At 40.9% G+C, this 17,412-nt stretch carries 12 protein-coding genes; 10 read left to right on the top strand and 2 right to left on the bottom strand.

Going from position 1 to position 17,412, the window contains the following annotated elements; all coding sequences use genetic code 11:
- Positions 1-130 precede the first annotated feature (130 nt).
- Both AB5Z52_RS11895 and AB5Z52_RS11890 read right to left on the bottom strand, forming a co-directional pair.
- Positions 131-1,885, bottom strand: a complete 1,755-nt coding sequence (locus AB5Z52_RS11895; protein WP_288551796.1) for an ABC transporter ATP-binding protein — start codon at positions 1,883-1,885, stop codon at positions 131-133.
- Positions 1,882-3,606 (bottom strand): ABC transporter ATP-binding protein, encoded by a 1,725-nt coding sequence (locus AB5Z52_RS11890; RefSeq protein WP_288551797.1) that lies wholly within the window; start codon positions 3,604-3,606, stop codon positions 1,882-1,884. The genes AB5Z52_RS11895 and AB5Z52_RS11890 overlap by 4 nt, the downstream gene beginning before the upstream one ends.
- A gap of 414 nt (positions 3,607-4,020) precedes the next feature.
- Between AB5Z52_RS11890 and AB5Z52_RS11885 the strand changes: the two genes are divergently transcribed.
- From AB5Z52_RS11885 to AB5Z52_RS11840, 10 genes are all read left to right on the top strand, one after another.
- Complete coding sequence (locus AB5Z52_RS11885; protein ID WP_368243767.1) at positions 4,021-5,076, top strand: LCP family protein; 1,056 nt, start codon at positions 4,021-4,023, stop codon at positions 5,074-5,076.
- Between the two features lie 562 nt (positions 5,077-5,638).
- Positions 5,639-7,051 carry an arginine-ornithine antiporter gene (gene arcD / locus AB5Z52_RS11880; RefSeq protein ID WP_135172042.1) on the top strand — a complete coding sequence of 471 codons (1,413 nt, stop codon included), beginning with the start codon at positions 5,639-5,641 and terminating at the stop codon, positions 7,049-7,051.
- 11 nt (positions 7,052-7,062) lie between these two features.
- A complete protein-coding gene (locus tag AB5Z52_RS11875; protein WP_021150069.1) occupies positions 7,063-8,178 on the top strand; it encodes an aminotransferase in 1,116 nt (371 codons plus the stop codon).
- 42 nt (positions 8,179-8,220) lie between these two features.
- Positions 8,221-9,444: an arginine deiminase gene (gene arcA, locus AB5Z52_RS11870; protein ID WP_029486596.1), complete on the top strand. Its 1,224-nt coding sequence runs from the start codon at positions 8,221-8,223 to the stop codon at positions 9,442-9,444.
- Between the two features lie 51 nt (positions 9,445-9,495).
- Complete coding sequence (gene argF, locus AB5Z52_RS11865) at positions 9,496-10,518, top strand: ornithine carbamoyltransferase (protein ID WP_171917423.1); 1,023 nt, start codon at positions 9,496-9,498, stop codon at positions 10,516-10,518.
- Between the two features lie 16 nt (positions 10,519-10,534).
- Complete coding sequence (gene arcC, locus AB5Z52_RS11860; RefSeq protein WP_003126017.1) at positions 10,535-11,470, top strand: carbamate kinase; 936 nt, start codon at positions 10,535-10,537, stop codon at positions 11,468-11,470.
- Positions 11,471-11,493: 23 nt separating this feature from the next.
- The gene (locus AB5Z52_RS11855) at positions 11,494-12,183 is read left to right on the top strand and encodes a Crp/Fnr family transcriptional regulator (RefSeq protein ID WP_156232261.1); all 690 of its coding nucleotides are present in this window, start codon (positions 11,494-11,496) and stop codon (positions 12,181-12,183) included.
- A 184-nt stretch (positions 12,184-12,367) separates the two neighbouring features.
- Entirely contained in the window at positions 12,368-12,829 is a 462-nt protein-coding gene (locus tag AB5Z52_RS11850; RefSeq protein WP_225585845.1) for an arginine repressor, read from the top strand.
- A gap of 346 nt (positions 12,830-13,175) precedes the next feature.
- Positions 13,176-14,120, top strand: a complete 945-nt coding sequence (locus tag AB5Z52_RS11845; RefSeq protein ID WP_368243764.1) for a cation diffusion facilitator family transporter — start codon at positions 13,176-13,178, stop codon at positions 14,118-14,120.
- A 799-nt stretch (positions 14,121-14,919) separates the two neighbouring features.
- Positions 14,920-17,412: cation-translocating P-type ATPase (locus AB5Z52_RS11840; RefSeq protein ID WP_368266926.1), on the top strand; the 2,493-nt coding region annotated here is incomplete at its 3' end.

Below are 17,412 nucleotides of genomic sequence, written 5' to 3'. Positions count from 1 at the left end.
TTCGTTTTCATAAATCTATTATAAAAGAAAAGACTGTAGACATCATCCATAAAATGGACTTTGTCTACAGTCTGAAGTGGTTCTTTTAGGGAACCACTTCTTTTAGCGTTAATCTATCAACATGTGACTGTTAATGTTGAAATTGAGCATGGTAGAGACGGTAATAATACCCTTTTTCCGCTAACAATTCTTCATGAGTACCTTGTTCGACGATTTGTCCGGCATCCATAACCAAAATTTTATCAGCCGCACGGATCGTTGATAAGCGGTGGGCAATGACGAAACTGGTTTTTCCTTCCATCATTTTCAAAAAGGCATCCTGAATTTTCTTTTCTGTCAGTGTATCGACTGAACTGGTGGCTTCATCGAGGATCAGCATCGGGGGATTACTGATCATAGTACGAGCAATGGTCAGTAATTGTCGCTGCCCATCGGAAATCTTGATGCCTTGTTGCCCAATCGGCGTATCCAATTTATCTGGTAACCGCATAACGTATTCATACATATATGCATTTTTTAAAGCATCGTATATTTCTTCATCGGTAGCCGTGTCATTACCATATTGGAGATTCTCTCTTAAAGAAGCATCGAACAGCCACGTGTCTTGAAGGACCATACCAAAACTCTTTCGTAACGCTGTTCGCTGCAATTGACGAATATCGACGCCGTCTACTCGGATAGTTCCCTGATCAACATCGTAGAAACGCATCAGCAAATTGACTAGTGTCGATTTACCGGCACCAGTCTTTCCGACAATTGCCACCGTTTCACCTGGTTCAGCTGTAAAAGAAAAGTTTTCGATCAGTTTTTGTCCTGGATCATAAGCAAAAGCCACATTTTCAAAGTCGATTTTACCTTTGATTTCCTTCATCGCTTGTGTTGCTGTGTCATCCGCACTTTCTGGCACTTGATCCAATAACTGGAAGGTTCGTGCCAAACCAGCTAATGCAGTCTGAATCTGAGTGGTGATGCCTGACAGTTCAATAAATGGTTTTGAAAATTGGCTAGAATAGATCGTAAAGCTTGAAATCATCCCAACTGTTACCAGCCCCGAGCCTGAAAAGTACAATAAACCACCGACGAAGCCGACAGACAGATAGGAAAGATGGTCAACAAAACGGGAAAGCGGATTGGTCAACGAGGAAGAAAACTGTGCTTTTCGGCCACGAAGGTTTAATTCGTCATTGATCATTTCAAACTGTTCTTGGTTGATTGCTTCTCGTTCAAATGCTTTGACAATTTTTTGATTGCCGATCATTTCGGTAACGAATCCAGAAATTTCACCGACGATCTCTTGTTGACGCGCAAAATCTGCTTGTGATGTTCGTGCCACGATCCAATTGACTAAAAAGATGATCGGTGTTGAAACAAGAACGACGAGAGTCAGTGGCACACTCATCTTAACCATAACTACCAAGGCAATCAGCACGACAGAGATACCGGAGAATAATTGGTTGAAGACAGCAGCAACCGCAATTGAGATATTATCCATGTCATTGGTAAAACGACTGACGATATTCCCGTGAGACGTTTGATCGTAATAACGCAAGGGTAGTGTATTTAAATGAGCAAAACCTTCTTTGCGCAGATCAGCGACAGACAGATAGGCCACTCGATTCCCTAATCGTTGGATCAGCCATTGACTGACAACAGTAACGATCACTACACCGCCAAACAACGCGAGAATGCGATAAAGTTCTTCGAAATGAACCTTGCTAGGACCAATCATTTTATCGACAGCCTGACCTATTTCATAAGTCATAAAAACCGTTGAGATGCCAGCAGCGATCCCTAAAACGACAGCAGTCCAAGTTTCTTTGGCATACACAGCGAGATAGGGGAGGTAGCGGCGGAAGGTAGACCAATCAAATGATTTCTTTTTCATTCTTCTTCCTCCTCTTGAGATGCCACAATTTCTTGATAAGCTTTGGAAGTGATCATCAACTCGTCATGGGTGCCTTTGGCGACCAGATTTCCCTGATCTAACACTAAGATCTGCTGTGCGTCTTGAATCGAACGAACACGCTGAGAAATGATGATAATCGTTCCGCGAATTTTTTCTTTTAAAGCCATCCGCAGATCCAGATCTGTTTGGTAATCTAGCGCACTTAATGAATCATCCAAAATCAATATATCAGGTTTAGCAATAATTGCTCGAGCAATCGTTAAGCGTTGTTTTTGCCCACCAGAAAAGTTCTTGCCTCCTTCAAAAATCGGCGTATCCAACTTTTGCGGTAGTGCTTCGACGAAGTCGCGACTTTGGGCGATCTCTAATGCTTGCCAGCATTCCGCGTCTGTCGCATCTTTTTTTCCCCATTGTAAGTTTTCACGAATCGTACCAGTGAACAGAACCGCCGTTTGAGGAACCATGGCAATTTTTTGTCTTAATTGTTTCAGCGGCCACTTGCGTACATCCTGTCCATCAACGATCACTTTACCAGCAGCTGTGTCATAAAAACGCGGGATCAGTTGCGTTAATGTCGATTTCCCACTGCCAGTTGGACCAGTGATGCCCAAGGTTGTGCCAGGAGCAATCTCAAAATCGATATTTTTTAATGCTAAGCCATAGTTAGGTGAAAAGCGAAAGTCCACATGTTCGAAACGAAGGGCACCTGCCTGTTTTTGTTGATCCATAAAAACCTCAGATAAACTATCATCAATCGACGGTTCTGTATCAAGAACTTCATTGATCCGTGAAGCCGAAGCAGCAGCGCGAGTAAAAATGATGACGAGATTCGATACAACGATCAGTGCCAACAGCATTTGGTTCATATAATTGACCAACGCCAGTACTTCCCCCTGTTCCAAGTTTCCGATGTTCACTTTGAAACCGCCAAAGTAAAAGAGTGCAATAATTCCTAAGTTCATAATCATGGTTGTAGCCGGGGTCAATAATGCAGAAAGATTGGTCACACGAATATAGACATTGGTCAAATCATCTGTGGCTTGGTCAAAACGTTTGGTCTCAGTTTTTGATCGAGCAAAAGCACGAATCACGCGAATACCGCTCAAATTTTGGCTGACTAGTTCATTTAGTTCGTCCAAGCGGATCTGGACTTTCTTATATAATGGCACTGTCTTGCTAATGATCCAAAATAAAATGATACAAAAAAGTGGCAGCACACATAAGAAAATCAAGCCCGCTTGCCAATCGATGACAAACGCCATGATCACTGAACCAATACTCAAAAAAGGTGCTCTGACGACTAAACGGATCAACATAGCCAATGCAACTTGCATTTGGTTGATATCATTGGTCATTCGAGTGATCAACGTATCTGTTCCAAATAGATTCAATTCATTGTGGGACAACAAATTGATTTTTTTCATTAATGTATTGCGTAATTCCGTGCCAAAACCTTGAGAAGCAGTGGCTGCATAGTATTGACAGATGACCGCACAGATCATCCCGATGACGGACATCGCAATCATCCAGAGGGTCATTTCAACTACTTTCGACCAATTGTTTTGGCGAATTCCCTGGTCCACGAGTGCAGCCATTTGGAGTGGCAAAACCAGTTCAAACACAGCTTCTAAAAACTTAAAAAAAGGACCTAAGACGATCTGTTTACGATAGTCTTTGGCATAGCGTAATAATCCAATCATAAAAACCTCCTGTAAAAATAAAATAGTCAATGAAAGAAAAAATGCATCAGGAGAGGAATTCTCCACTGTGAATTTACGAATAAAAAATCTTTCGTTTCTAGCATATCTTACCATAGTTCCAAACTGAGGGGGAGCAATCAAGAAAGAAAAGAAAGTTTCATTTTTATTTCAGAAACAAACAATTAGTTTTCATTTTTTTTGATAATTATACGATAAATACTGCGTATGATACTTTACTTGGCTATGATCTTTTTAGATTTTTTCAAGGAAAAATCATAGGGAATTTTTTTCGAACAAATTTGCATTAGCATAAAAATTCACAGCAAAAATATAAAATATCTTAAAAAAATAGGCGCTGAAAACAAAATCTGGTACAATCGGGGAGAGTGAAGTAGGAAACATGAAGGAGGCACTATGGATAGAAAGTCGAAATTTAGCAAACAGCGGGCCCGCAAAGCTCGTAATAAGCGCCGAATCATAGGAGGCGTCGTACTTTTTGCGATTGCAGGAGTCTTTTTATTTGCAGGATATACGTATTATGCTGCAAAAAATTCTGTGGATAAAATGTTTAAAGAATCCGCTGTGATCAAATCCAATAAAGAAAAAGACAATTCATTGAAATCAGCAAATGTTGATTCTAAATTTGGGATCCTGTTAATGGGGATAGACAACGATGAAGAAAGAGAAGAAGTGGATCATTTAGATTCGGCACGTACAGATAGTTTAATTTATATGGTGTACGATGGTGAAAATAAGAAGATTGATATGATTAGTATTCCCAGAGATATATGGACAAGTATTTATGATGGTAAAGGAAATATTGTAGACGCAGCAAAAATAAATAGTGCCTATACTGTTGGGGAAGAAGATGCGACAATTGAGACTGTACAAAACTATTTGAATCTGCCAATTGATTATTACGTCAATATCAATTTTATCAGTTTCAAAAAGATCATTGATGCGATTGGAGGAATTACCGTCAATGTTCCCTATGATATTAATACTGACTACGCTGTTGACAACTCTGGAGAAACCTTAATTCCAAAAGGTAAACAACAGCTTAATGGTGAGCAAGCCTTGATTTTTGCCAGAATTAGAAAAATGGATTCGGATATTGATCGTGGAAACAGACAACAAGAAGTGATTGAAGCAGCGATTCACAAGGCTTTGAAAATTAATAATGTCACGAAATATCAAGAAATTCTTGATTCTGTTTCAGATAATGTCAACACGAATTTTAGGTTTGAGGACTTAGTTTCTCTAGCGGGAAATATGCTTTCTGGTTTTGAAATAAATACGCACACTTTTGAATGGTATGACGGTTTTTCAAATGATGGCCAGTCAATCGTTTATATTCAAGATTACTCCTATAATGAGATCCGTAATGATATGTTGAAAGCATTGGGTCAATTAGATGAGACGACATCAGAAAATCAAGGGACGACTACGGATACAAGTACAAACTATTAATGAAATGATGTTCTTTTATAATAGGAAATAATAAAAAAAAGAAACGCTGCGGCGTTTCTTTTTTTTTGTTTCTAAAAGGGCCGTTTTTGGCGGTCGTATGCAATAAATTCATAGGTCTTTGAGAAGAGAGTGGTTTTTGACATGTAGTTAGAAAATGATTGATTTTCTTCAAAAAATAGACACTATTCAATTTTTCTAATGAAATTCTTAGAAAAAAATATCTGAATGATTATGAGCTAGAGGAGAAAAAAATGGGTAAAAAAAAGAGGATAAAAGCGATTATTCATTACGGATGAATAATGCCATTTTTTGGGCATTGGAAATGATAACTGAACCACAATGTAAGCGATTTTAACTCGTTATCATATACATGTACCTGATAAATAATTGTTATTTCTCAGGAAGAAGAGTGATTGATTTCAGCTGAAAAAATCAATAAATAAAAGGAAAGAGGCGAGAGAGTATTTCATTTAGCTAGATTGGTTTTACTGCTTTTTGTGATTTTTTTTGCAAGTGGGATTTATGCAAGTTACTACACAATACTAAAGAAAGTTGGAGAACAATGGAAAAGAAAAGAGGAATCAGTAAAATCGGCTTGATTGCCTTAGTAGTCAGTTCATCCATTGGTAGTGGAATCTTCGGTATCACGAATGACTTAGCGATGTCCGCTGCTCCTGGACCTGCAATCATCGCCTGGATCATCGTCGGAATTGGCATTCTTGCATTAGTTTTATCATTGAATAATTTAGGCGCCAAACGACCAGATTTAGACGGCGGTATTTTTGGGTATGCAGAAGCGGCATTTGGGAAATTAGGAGGTTTTATCAGTGGCTGGGGCTATTGGCTCTCTGCCTGGCTGGGAAACGTCGCCTTTGCGACAATGCTCATGAGTGCAATTGGTGAATTTATACCCGCATTCAAGGGAGGACAAAACATTCCGTCTATCTTACTAGCAAGTGTTTTTATTTGGGTATTGACCTTTCTGGTGAATAACGGAATTGAGAGCGCTTCATTTATCAACACAATTGTTACGATCTGTAAATTAGTTCCTTTGTTTTTATTTATGGTTATCGCACTCGTTAGTTTTCATGTCGATATTTTCTCAGCAGATTTCTGGGGAAATGTCAGCAGCTCACTACAAAGTGGTGCTTCTGTCAGTCTCTGGTCACAGATCAAAGGTTGTCTAATGGTGATGATGTGGGTCTTTGTTGGGATTGAAGGGGCAAGTGTTTTAGCCAATCGTGCGGAAAAACGGTCAGATGCCCAAAAAGCATCAGTCATCGGTTTGCTTTCCTTGCTAGTCATCTATGTGCTAGCTTCCTTATTGCCATACGGCGTCATGTCGCAAGCTGAATTGATGGCGTTACCACAACCAGCAATGGCCAACATTTTGCGCTATATGGTTGGAGAGTGGGGTGCAGCCTTTATCAATATCGGTCTGATCATTTCCATCATTGGTTGCTGGCTGTCATGGACGATGTTACCAGTAGAAACAACCTTATTGATGTCCCGCGATGGGATGCTGCCAAAAAGTTGGGGCAAGGTCAATCGAAAACAAGCACCAAGTTATTCATTGTTTATCACTGCTGCATTGACGAACGTGTTCTTGTTAACGTTCCTTGTGACCGATTACGCGTATCAATTTGCTTATTCGATGTGTACCGCAGCGATTTTGATTTGTTACTTGCTCGTGGGGATCTATCAAATGATTTATTCCTATCAGCAAAAAGACAATAAACAATTGTTTATTGGTGCAGTCGCAACGGCCTTTCAGATCATTGGGATCACATTAGCAGGCTTTGCCTATGTTCTCTTATGCAGCATCGCCTATTTACCAGGATTCTATTTCTACTTACGGGCATGTAAAGAGAACAACTATCAAATCAGCAATAGGCAAAAAATTGTCATGGCTGTGGTCAGTTTAGCAGCAGTATTGTCGATCGTAGCAATCGCTACTGGAATGATCTCAGTATAAGGGGGTTGATTATGGATATTGCTAATTTTGGTGTCGAGGAATGGTTGAATATCTGGGAGAAAAAAGCAACCTATGACATTGCCCAAAGTTCTATCGAAGCACTGACGCTAGAGGAAATCATGGCCTTCAGTGGCAAAACGAGTACAGATTTTTTGAAACGTGTCGCGCAGCAGCCTTTAGATTATGGCTGGATCGAAGGATCGGATCGATTCAAAGAACTCGTCGCTTCATTATACCAACACATGACACCAGCGAATATTTTACAGACAAACGGAGCTACAGGAGCAAATTTCCTGGCACTATTCGCTTTGATCGAGAGCGGGGATCATGTTGTCTCCATGCGGCCAACGTATCAGCAACTCTATGATTTGCCAAAAGCATTTGGGGCAGAAGTAGACTTTGTTGAATTAAATCAAGCAAACTGGCAGCTTGATCTAGCAGTTTTGAAAGCCAAAGTGAAACCTGAAACAAAAATGATCTGCTTAAATAACGCGAATAACCCCACTGGTACGCTATTTGATCAAGAGCAATTACAGCAGATTGTCGCCATCGCTAAAGAAGCGGATGCCTACATTTTAGTAGACGAAGTCTATGCACCATTAACAGAAGAAGGCACATTTTGTTCCATCGTCGATTGCTATGAGAAGGGAATTGCTACCAACTCTTTGTCAAAAACCTACTCAACGCCAGGTATTCGTATCGGTTGGACTGCCGCTAGTGAAGAACTCACGGAACATTTTCGTAAATACCGAGATTATACGATGATTTGTGGCGGTGTTATCGCTGATGAAATAGCGATTCAAGTATTGGAAAACAAAGAGCAGATTATCGCACGAAACAAGAAAATCGTCGCAGAGAATCTTGCCATCGTCAAGCAGTGGGTAGACCAAGAACCGAAAGTGGAATTAATCGTTCCCCATTATGTTTCTACGGCATTTATTAAGTTGAAGATCCAACAAGAGGACTATCAATTCTGTGTGGATCTATTAGAAGAAACTGGGGTCTTGCTTGTTCCGGGAACAGCTTTTGGGGTACCAGGGCACGCCCGCTTAGGTTATTGCTGTAAGAAAGAGACGCTAGAAACTGGTTTGAGATTACTCTCAGACTATTTAAAAAAAGTTTCATAGAAAAAGGGAAACAAATTGTATAGGAATGAGGAGGATGAAAAAATGAATGAACCTATTCACGTTTTTTCAGAGATTGGACGATTAAAACAAGTGATGCTTCATCGTCCAGGAAAAGAATTGGAAAATTTAATGCCGGATTATTTGGAACAATTGCTGTTTGATGATATTCCTTTTTTACAGCAAGCGCAAAAAGAACATGATTTCTTTGCCGAAACATTGCGAAATAAAGGGGTTGATGTGCTTTACTTGGAAGATTTAGCAGCTGAATCTTTGACCTCTACAGGACTCAAGGAACAATTTGTTGCAGAGTACTTGCAGGAAGCAAACATCCAAAGTGAAAACACCCGCAAAGTGATTGAAGAATATTTACTATCGATCTCTGATAATCGTGAACTGATCGACCGAACGATGGCAGGATTGAGAAAAAATGAAATGAAGATCGCTGGCCATCAGAATCTGACCGATCTTGTAGACGATCAGTATCCGTTTCTGATCGATCCAATGCCGAACTTGTACTTTACCCGCGATCCATTTGCTACGATCGGAAATAGTGTTTCCTTGAACCGAATGTATTCAGAAACGAGACGAAGAGAAACATTGTACGGCAAGTATATCTTTAACTATCATCCAATTTTCAAAAAAGAAGCCGAGCATCTTTTATACAATCGGGATGAATCCACACGAATCGAAGGTGGCGATGAATTAGTCTTGTCATCAAAAGTGTTAGCTGTTGGGATTTCACAACGTACAGATGTCGCTTCAATTGAAAAATTGGCGAAAAAATTATTTGAGAAAGAACCGACTTTTGAACATGTGCTAGCTTTCAATATCGGTGAAGAGCGTAAATTCATGCATTTGGATACGGTCTTTACAATGGTGGATTATGACAAGTTCACTATCCATCCGGAAATCGAAGGCGAGTTAACGGTTTATTCCATCTCCAAACAAAATGACCAAATCAAAATCTATGAAGAAAAAGAAACATTGGAACGGATTCTTTGCCGCTATCTTGATTTAGATGCAGTGGAACTCATTCGTTGCGGAGGTGGAGATATCACAGCAGCTGCCAGAGAACAATGGAATGATGGTTCGAACACGTTGACGATTGCACCAGGAGAAGTAGTCGTCTATGACCGGAACTTGATTACGAATGAAAAACTAGTCGAAGCAGGGGTCAAACTTAATTACATCCCAGGAAGTGAACTCGTTCGCGGACGTGGCGGCCCTCGTTGTATGAGCATGCCATTTATCAGAGAAGATCTTTGAGCAACCTGAAATTTACAAAAATAAAGACTAACGGTATCATAGGAGGAATGAATAATGGAACAAGTATTTCAAGGAAGAAGTTTATTAGCAGAAAAAGATTTTACGAAAGAAGAAATCGAGTATCTGATTGACTTTTCGATTCACTTAAAAGGACTCAAGAAAAAAAATATCCCGCACCGCTATTTAGAAGGAAAAAATATTGCCTTGCTCTTTGAAAAAACATCGACTCGGACACGGGCGGCCTTTACGACAGCTGCCATCGATCTAGGTGCTCACCCAGAATTCTTGGGCGCCAATGACATTCAGCTAGGTAAAAAAGAATCTGTAGAAGACACCGCTAAAGTGTTAGGCAGTATGTTTGACGGAATCGAATTCCGCGGCTTCAGCCAGCAAGTCGTCGAAGATTTAGCGAAGTATTCTGGTGTTCCTGTATGGAACGGATTAACAGATGAATGGCATCCAACCCAAATGATCGCTGATTTCATGACGATCAAAGAGAACTTTGGCACGTTGAAAGACATCACGTTGGTGTATGTGGGAGATGGCCGTAACAATATGGCGAATAGCTTGTTAGTTACTGGTGCGATTCTTGGGGTCAATGTTCGAATCTGCGCACCTAAATCCTTATTCCCAGAAGACGACGTCGTTCGTTATGCCAATGAATTTGCCAAAGAATCTGGCAGCCAATTGATGATCACAGATGACACTGCTGAAGGTGTTCGTGGTGCGAATGTCCTTTATACGGACGTGTGGGTATCAATGGGTGAAGAAGACAAGTTCACCGAACGGGTCAATTTGCTAAAAGACTATCAAATCAATATGGATTTGATCAAAGCGACAGGTACACCAGACGACCGCTTGATTGTTTTACATTGCTTGCCTGCCTTCCATGATACGAATACTGTCTACGGAAAGAAAATCGAAGAAGAATTCGGGATCAAAGAAATGGAGATCACTGATGAAGTCTTCCGCAGCAAATATGGTCGTCAATTTGAAGAGGCTGAAAATCGGATGCATTCGATCAAAGCAATCATGGCCGCTACTTTAGGAAATCTATTTATTCCAAGAGTGTGAGAGGACGAGGGATACCATGACGAATAAAAGAACAGTAGTCATCGCATTAGGTGGAAATGCGATCTTGACCGATGATCCTAGCGCAAGAGGGCAGCAACAGGCGCTTAGACAAACAGCCAAACATTTAGTATCTTTGATCAAACAAGAGATCCAAGTAGTGATCACCCATGGAAATGGACCGCAAGTTGGGAATCTCTTATTACAGCAACAAGCAGCAAACTCTCCCAAAAATCCTGCGATGCCATTAGATACCTGTGTCGCTATGACTCAGGGAAGTATCGGTTATTGGTTGCAGAATGCATTAGAAGAAGAATTAGCAGCAGAAGGCTTACCAACAAAGGTAGCAACGCTGGTCACTCAAGTAGTAGTCAGTGAAAAGGATCCAGCATTTGCCGATCCGACAAAACCAGTAGGACCTTTCTTGACTGAAGAGCAAGCCCAGCAGATGATGACAGAAACCAATGCGATCTTTAAAGAAGATGCCGGTCGCGGTTGGCGCAAAGTCGTTGCCAGCCCGAAACCGATCACAATCCATGACCAAGCCAGCATTCGTGCATTGGTCGACAACGATTTTATTGTCATTTGTGCAGGTGGCGGAGGGATACCCGTTACTGAATCAGGACAAGGAGTCGAAGCCGTGATCGACAAAGATTTTGCTTCAGAGAAACTGGCAGAGGTCTTGGAGGCAGAAGAGTTGATTATTTTGACAGGTGTCTCTAAAATTGCCTTAAACTATGGAAAAGACAATGAGCAATGGTTAGACCAAGTCAATTTGACAGAACTGGAACAATACATCCAGGAAGGTCACTTTGCGCCAGGAAGTATGTTGCCAAAAGTTCAAGCAGCGATGGATTTTGTACAGGTTAGCAAAAACAATGTTGCGATCATTACCTCGTTAGAAGACCTAGCTGATTTTGATCACGAAACAGGGACTCGTATCATTTCTGATTAACTGGCAAACAAAGTATTGGAGTGATGGATATTAGTGGAAACATGCGAGAATACGTAAAAGACAATTTTGATTGTCTAAAAGTGCTGACGCAAGAAAACAGGGAACGATTGGAAGAAAATATGTATTACCGAACCTTTCCTAAAGGGCAGATTCTATTCAACGATGGAGATTTGCGTGATCGTATTTTTGTTCTGTGTAGCGGACTGATTCGTATCGAAAAAAATGATCAAACCGATTCTTTCTTTTATACGGATTTCATCAGTGAAGGTGAACTGTTTCCGGTAAATGGCCTTTTTGAAGCAGCGTGTTATGACTTTTCTGCCATTGCGGTGACAGAGATCGAAGTCGCGTATGTGGCAACTGCTGTTTTGGAACAATTGATGGTAGCGGATCGAGAATTATTGAAAATGATCGTTAAGAAACAAGGTCGAGTACTGGAACAGCAAGTGACCAGAATGCAATACTGTATTACTTCCAGTGCCCATGATCGTGTCATCAATACACTAGCGATCCTTATGAAAAAGCATGGAAAGCTAGATGAGTCTTGGTATATTCCTTATCCGATCATGATCAACGATCTTGCGAAATTCAGCGGTACGACGAGAGAAACGGTTAGTCAAGTGCTGAAACAATTGATCAAACAGAAAAAAATTTCCTACCAATATAAAGAATTGATATTTATCGATGATGCGTTTTTCCAATTAGATGAATAATAAAAGCACTGTGACGACAATCATTAAAGGGTGGGATCGATTTTCCAAACAACTACTGTGGCAAGCAGCTGATTTACGGATGATCGATCTCGCTTACTTTTAAATGACTCGAGTGTCCATCAGTGATAATTTTTTGAATGCGGATACATGACGTATCCGCAGATAATGGATAGAGTAGAAGCAGGTGATCATTTTGAAGAAAAACCAGCGACAAGCGATTATCAAGCGTTTGATCCTCAACCAAGAAGTAGAGACACAAGAAGAATTGATGCGCTTATTGAACGAACAAGGCGTGTGTTCCACACAAGCGACCATTTCAAGAGATATGCGGGAGTTGAATATCGCAAAAACTTATACGAAAGAAGGCAAAACGAAGTATACGATGATTGCTACGGCGGAAGCAGATGTGACCGAAAAGCTGAAGCTATCGATGAATGAATACTTGAAATCAATTGAACAAGTGGAGTTCATCACAGTGATCCATACTGTCAGCAATGGGGCAGATGTTATTGCGAATTATCTAGATGAAATGGATCTTGAAGGGATTGTTGCCACGATGGCTGGCTTTGATGTATTATTGATTCTCTCGCCATCTAAAGAGCAAGCCACACAGTTGATTCATCATTTAGAAAAATATATCGACTAGCGGCGACGATGCCCATCACCAATGCTTGACCACCATTGCCTCTCGGCACGAACAAGCATGGAACAAATGATTACAGAATCAACCAGAGACAAAAAAGCAACGCAATTCACTCGGAACGACAAGCCAGAGAATGACAGTTACTGTCGCAATCCTCTCACTTGTAGCCAGCTTTCGAAGGAGAATGCAACGCTCACTTGTCTCTTTTTTTGTATTAAAAAAGTTAAATTCTGTTTCTGGGCCTCGTCAGCGCTAAGCGCAATTGTTTTCCTCCTCTATTGGAAGGTGCTATTCTTAAATAAGCAGAAGGAAACACTTGATAAAAGTGGACAGAACGGAGACATAGAAAATGAAAGAGGCCGATCAAGAAAAACGACAGGCACGAGGTATTGTCTTAGTCACGCATATTATTGCAGCAGTGGTCAAAATCATTGGATTTCTTTTCAGCGGCAGTGCGGTGTTGATGAATGAAAGTATTCATAGTGTCATTGATTGTCTCAATCAGGGATTACTAGCAATCGGCGAAAAACGAGCACGGCGCGGCCGAAGTGAACTTTACCAATTTGGTGAGGGGCGCGCGACTTATTTTTTTAGTACGGTTGTGGCAATGACGGTCTTTTTCGGTGGCGGCCTGTTGGCAATCATGGAGGCAAGTCAGGATCTTTTGGATCCTACCCACGAAGTGGAGAACATCCCACTAGTTGCAGCCATTCTTTTTGCTGGTTTTTTTATTGAAAGTTCAGCAGTCCAAAGTGGATGGCAAGAAATCAAAGAGCAAAACACGGATAAACAGCCGTTGATCGCTTTTTTGAAAGAAAGCCGAGAGAGCGAGATCCTTTTAGGCTTTACAGAAGACTTGTTTGCATTGATCAGTGTGAGCATTGCATTGGTGGGTATTTTATTGACAGCAATCACCAACAACCCCATCTTTGATTCTTTAGGGGGTGTCATTGGTGGGGTCCTTCTAGTGATCGTAGCTGGTTTTTTAGGGAAAGAATTTTATAGTTTATTGATCGGAGAGAGTGCTTCGAAAAGTGATCTGAAAAAAATTCGTCAAGTATTATCATCTAGGGAAGTAGCTGAAGTGATTGACCTGCGTACTCTGCATTTAGGTCCAGATGAATTACTGATCGTTGCTGAATTGACGATTTCTCCTAAAGCAACTTCGAGTGACTATGAGGTGATCGATCAATTGGAACAAGTAATTCGCACGGTATTATCTCCGAAAAAAACATATATTTACTTAGAGACAGAAAGACAGCAGCAAGAACAGGTAAAAAAACCGATTCCATGAGGGGAAGAAGACCTCAAAGGAATTGGTTTTTTTACTAAGCAGTGGTTAGTTTTCCTCTAGATGCTGGGGTTAAATGATCTTCTGTTACTCTCAAACCCGTTCGTAGTATTTCAAATGAATACTTGCGGCAAGCTGATTTCTTCAAGAGGATCACTTCTTTTTCTGGGTTGACTTGGATTGAATTGGGTTGACTTAAAACGAATAAATTCAGGTGGAAAAGCGCGAGCGAAAGAAATTTCTTATTAAAAAAAGTTGTTATTTTTTATTTATTTCACAAGGAAAGGGATTGCTCTATCAGATTTATTTGTGAAAAGAAATCGGAAATCTTGATTCTCTTTATTTTAAATTCAAATTTACATAAATTTTGTTCTTTATCTTAATGATATTGATATTTTTCAAGCAAAATAATTTACCTGCCTTTTATTCCATGATAACTTAAAGATAGAAAGATAGTTTTTTTCACAAAGTAAACATCCTTATCTGCAGACACCCTTTTATGAAGTACCCAGATCTCCCTTTCTAAAACCAATGATTTTCAATTGCTGTGTTCCAATCAACTCGTAAAAAACTTGTGGAGGCGTTTTCCCATCTGTATTCGCATTCGATCAAGATTACAGACACCCTCACAACATACGAAAGAAGCAATCCTTGCTTGATTTTTCCGTTTTGTCAATCATACGCCCTGACTCCAAGCACAAGTGACACAACTTTACTTGAAGCCATAATTTGTCATGGACAAAATCTCACTATAAAAACAGAGCTATAGACATAGAAGATACTTATACAAGGAGGAGAATAGATGGAAAATTTTTATCAACGAACACCGACAGAAACACTTGAATACTTTCATTCAGATCAGACGAAAGGGCTTAGTAAGCAAGGCGCAAAAGAGGCGCTAGATACATATGGTGAAAATACGATTCAGCAACAAGAATCGACCTCCCCTTGGAAATTGTTATGGCACAATTTAAATAATCTAATCGTTTATTTATTACTAGCCGCCGCATTGCTCTCTTTTGCGATGGGAGAAACGATAGAAGGAATTGCTGTGTTGATTGCGGTGGTAATTGCCGTGATGACTGGTTTTGTGACAGAGTTGCGTGCACAAAAGTCAATTGATTCCCTTCAGGAAATGATTTACACTACCGCAAAAGTGATTCGTGATGGGCAAGTGATGGAAGTCGAATCTGCTGCGATCGTTCCAGGGGATATTCTCGTTTTGGCAGAAGGTGATGCGATCGCTGCCGATGCACGTTTGCTGGAAAGCCGCAATTTAGCCTGTATTGAGTCCGCATTGACGGGTGAGTCCGAAGCTGTAGAAAAAAATGCGGCAGAACAATATGATGAAGACGTCCCTTTAGGAGATCGCCGCAATGTTGTTTTTGCAGGAACAGCAGTGACAAGAGGAAAGGGCTATGCCGTCGTTACAGCCACCGGGATGAAAACGGAAGTCGGAAAAATCAGCGATATGCTGACTGGAAACAAAAGCGCGAAAACGCCTTTGGATATCGAGCTGGATAAATTAGGGAAAGCCATCATTATTGCGGCACTCTTTGCCGCCGTGACGGTCCTAATTGCAGGTCTTCTAACGGATCAGCCTTTGGTAGAAATGCTGCATATCTCGATCATCCTTGCAGTAGCAGCCATTCCAGAAGCAATGCCCGCTGTCTCAACCATTACTCTTTCTCGCGGCATGCGGATCATGGCTGAACACAAAGCATTAGTCAAAACCCTCTCAGCGGTTGAGACTTTGGGCGCTACGAGTATCATTGCCAGTGATAAAACCGGTACATTGACAGAAAATCAGATGATGATCGCTGAGATCATTCTAAGTAATGGAGAGCAATACACTGTGACCGGTAATGGGTACGAACCGACGGGGAGCTTCCATAAAGAAGGACAAGAAATCTCAGTCAATGAAGAGCCAGCACTTCAAGCGATGATTGAAAACGGTGCACTATGTACGTCCGCTTCTTTGAAAGAAACGGATGGCCAGTTTGAGGTCCTAGGAGATCCAACCGATGGAGCGTTTGTTGTATTAGGAAAAAAAGAAGGCATCGATCGTCAAACACTGATGGATCAAGGCATTGAAAAAATCGCTGAGCTTCCTTTTGATTCAGAAAACAAATTTATGATCACCGTCTATGAAAAAGAACAGCGAACGTTGATCATGAAAGGTGCACCGGATGTTTTGATCGAGAAAGCTGCCGTCGATCCGTCTGTGAAAGAGCAGTTGAACGACATCAATCATACACTAGCTTCCAATGGGCAACGAGTGATTGCGGTGGCACAAATCAGTAACTATCAGGGTGGTTTGTCGGAGTCTGAGCTGACAGAATCATTGGATAATTTAGAGATCCAAGGTTTTGTTGGCATCATTGATCCCCCACGAACAGATGTTAAAGAAGCTGTCAAAATCGCTCAAGAAGCGGGGATTCGTGTCAAAATGATCACAGGTGATCACCCGCAAACAGCCTCCATGATCGCACAAGAAATTGGTTTGATCGATTTTGATAAGACGATGACGGGAAAAGAGATCGACGCCTTGGCAGGTAAAGAAGCGTTTAATGAACGGATCGAAGAAGTGGCTGTATTTGCTCGGGTTTCGCCGGAAAATAAACTTCAACTAGTCAAAGCACTGCGGGAAGAAGGAGAGATCGTGTCAATGACCGGTGATGGCGTGAATGACGCTCCTGCTCTTAATGGTGCCGATATTGGGATCGCGATGGGCATTCGCGGCACGGAAGTAGCTAAGGAATCTTCTGATATGATCTTGACTGATGATCGCTTTGGGACAATCGTCGACGCAATCAAAGAAGGAAGAATCATCTTTGACAATATCAAAAAATACGTTTCTTTCCTTTTTTCTTGTAATATGGTCGAAATCGTGACAATCTTTCTAAGTGTCATTTTTCTTCTTCCCATGCCGATTCAACCGCTGCATATTTTGTTCTTGAATCTAGTGATCGATATCGCTCCTGCGATGGCGTTGGCCTTTGAACCTGCAGAAGAGGACCTGATGAAACGTCAGCCTCGTTCCAAAGAAGACAGTTTGGTCAATAAACGATTCTTAGGTCGAATTATTTTAAGCGGGATAGTGATCGGATTGACGGCTTTTGGTTTTTTTAATTTTTTGATACAAACAAATCATGAATTAGCTTATGCCCAGACCGCTACGTTTACCTTTATGGCGATCGCACAACTGATGCATATTTTTAATGTTCGCAAGCAAAGCGGATTTGGATTAGACAAGTCTTTCTTTAAGAATAAACCGTTGATCGGCGCACTGATC

It is taken from the genome of Enterococcus sp. RTP21361st1_A6_RTP21361_211029 (assembly GCF_040910045.1).
GTDB classification, from domain to species: domain Bacteria; phylum Bacillota; class Bacilli; order Lactobacillales; family Enterococcaceae; genus Enterococcus_D; species Enterococcus_D gallinarum.
This window is presented reverse-complemented; position numbering and strand designations above follow the sequence as displayed.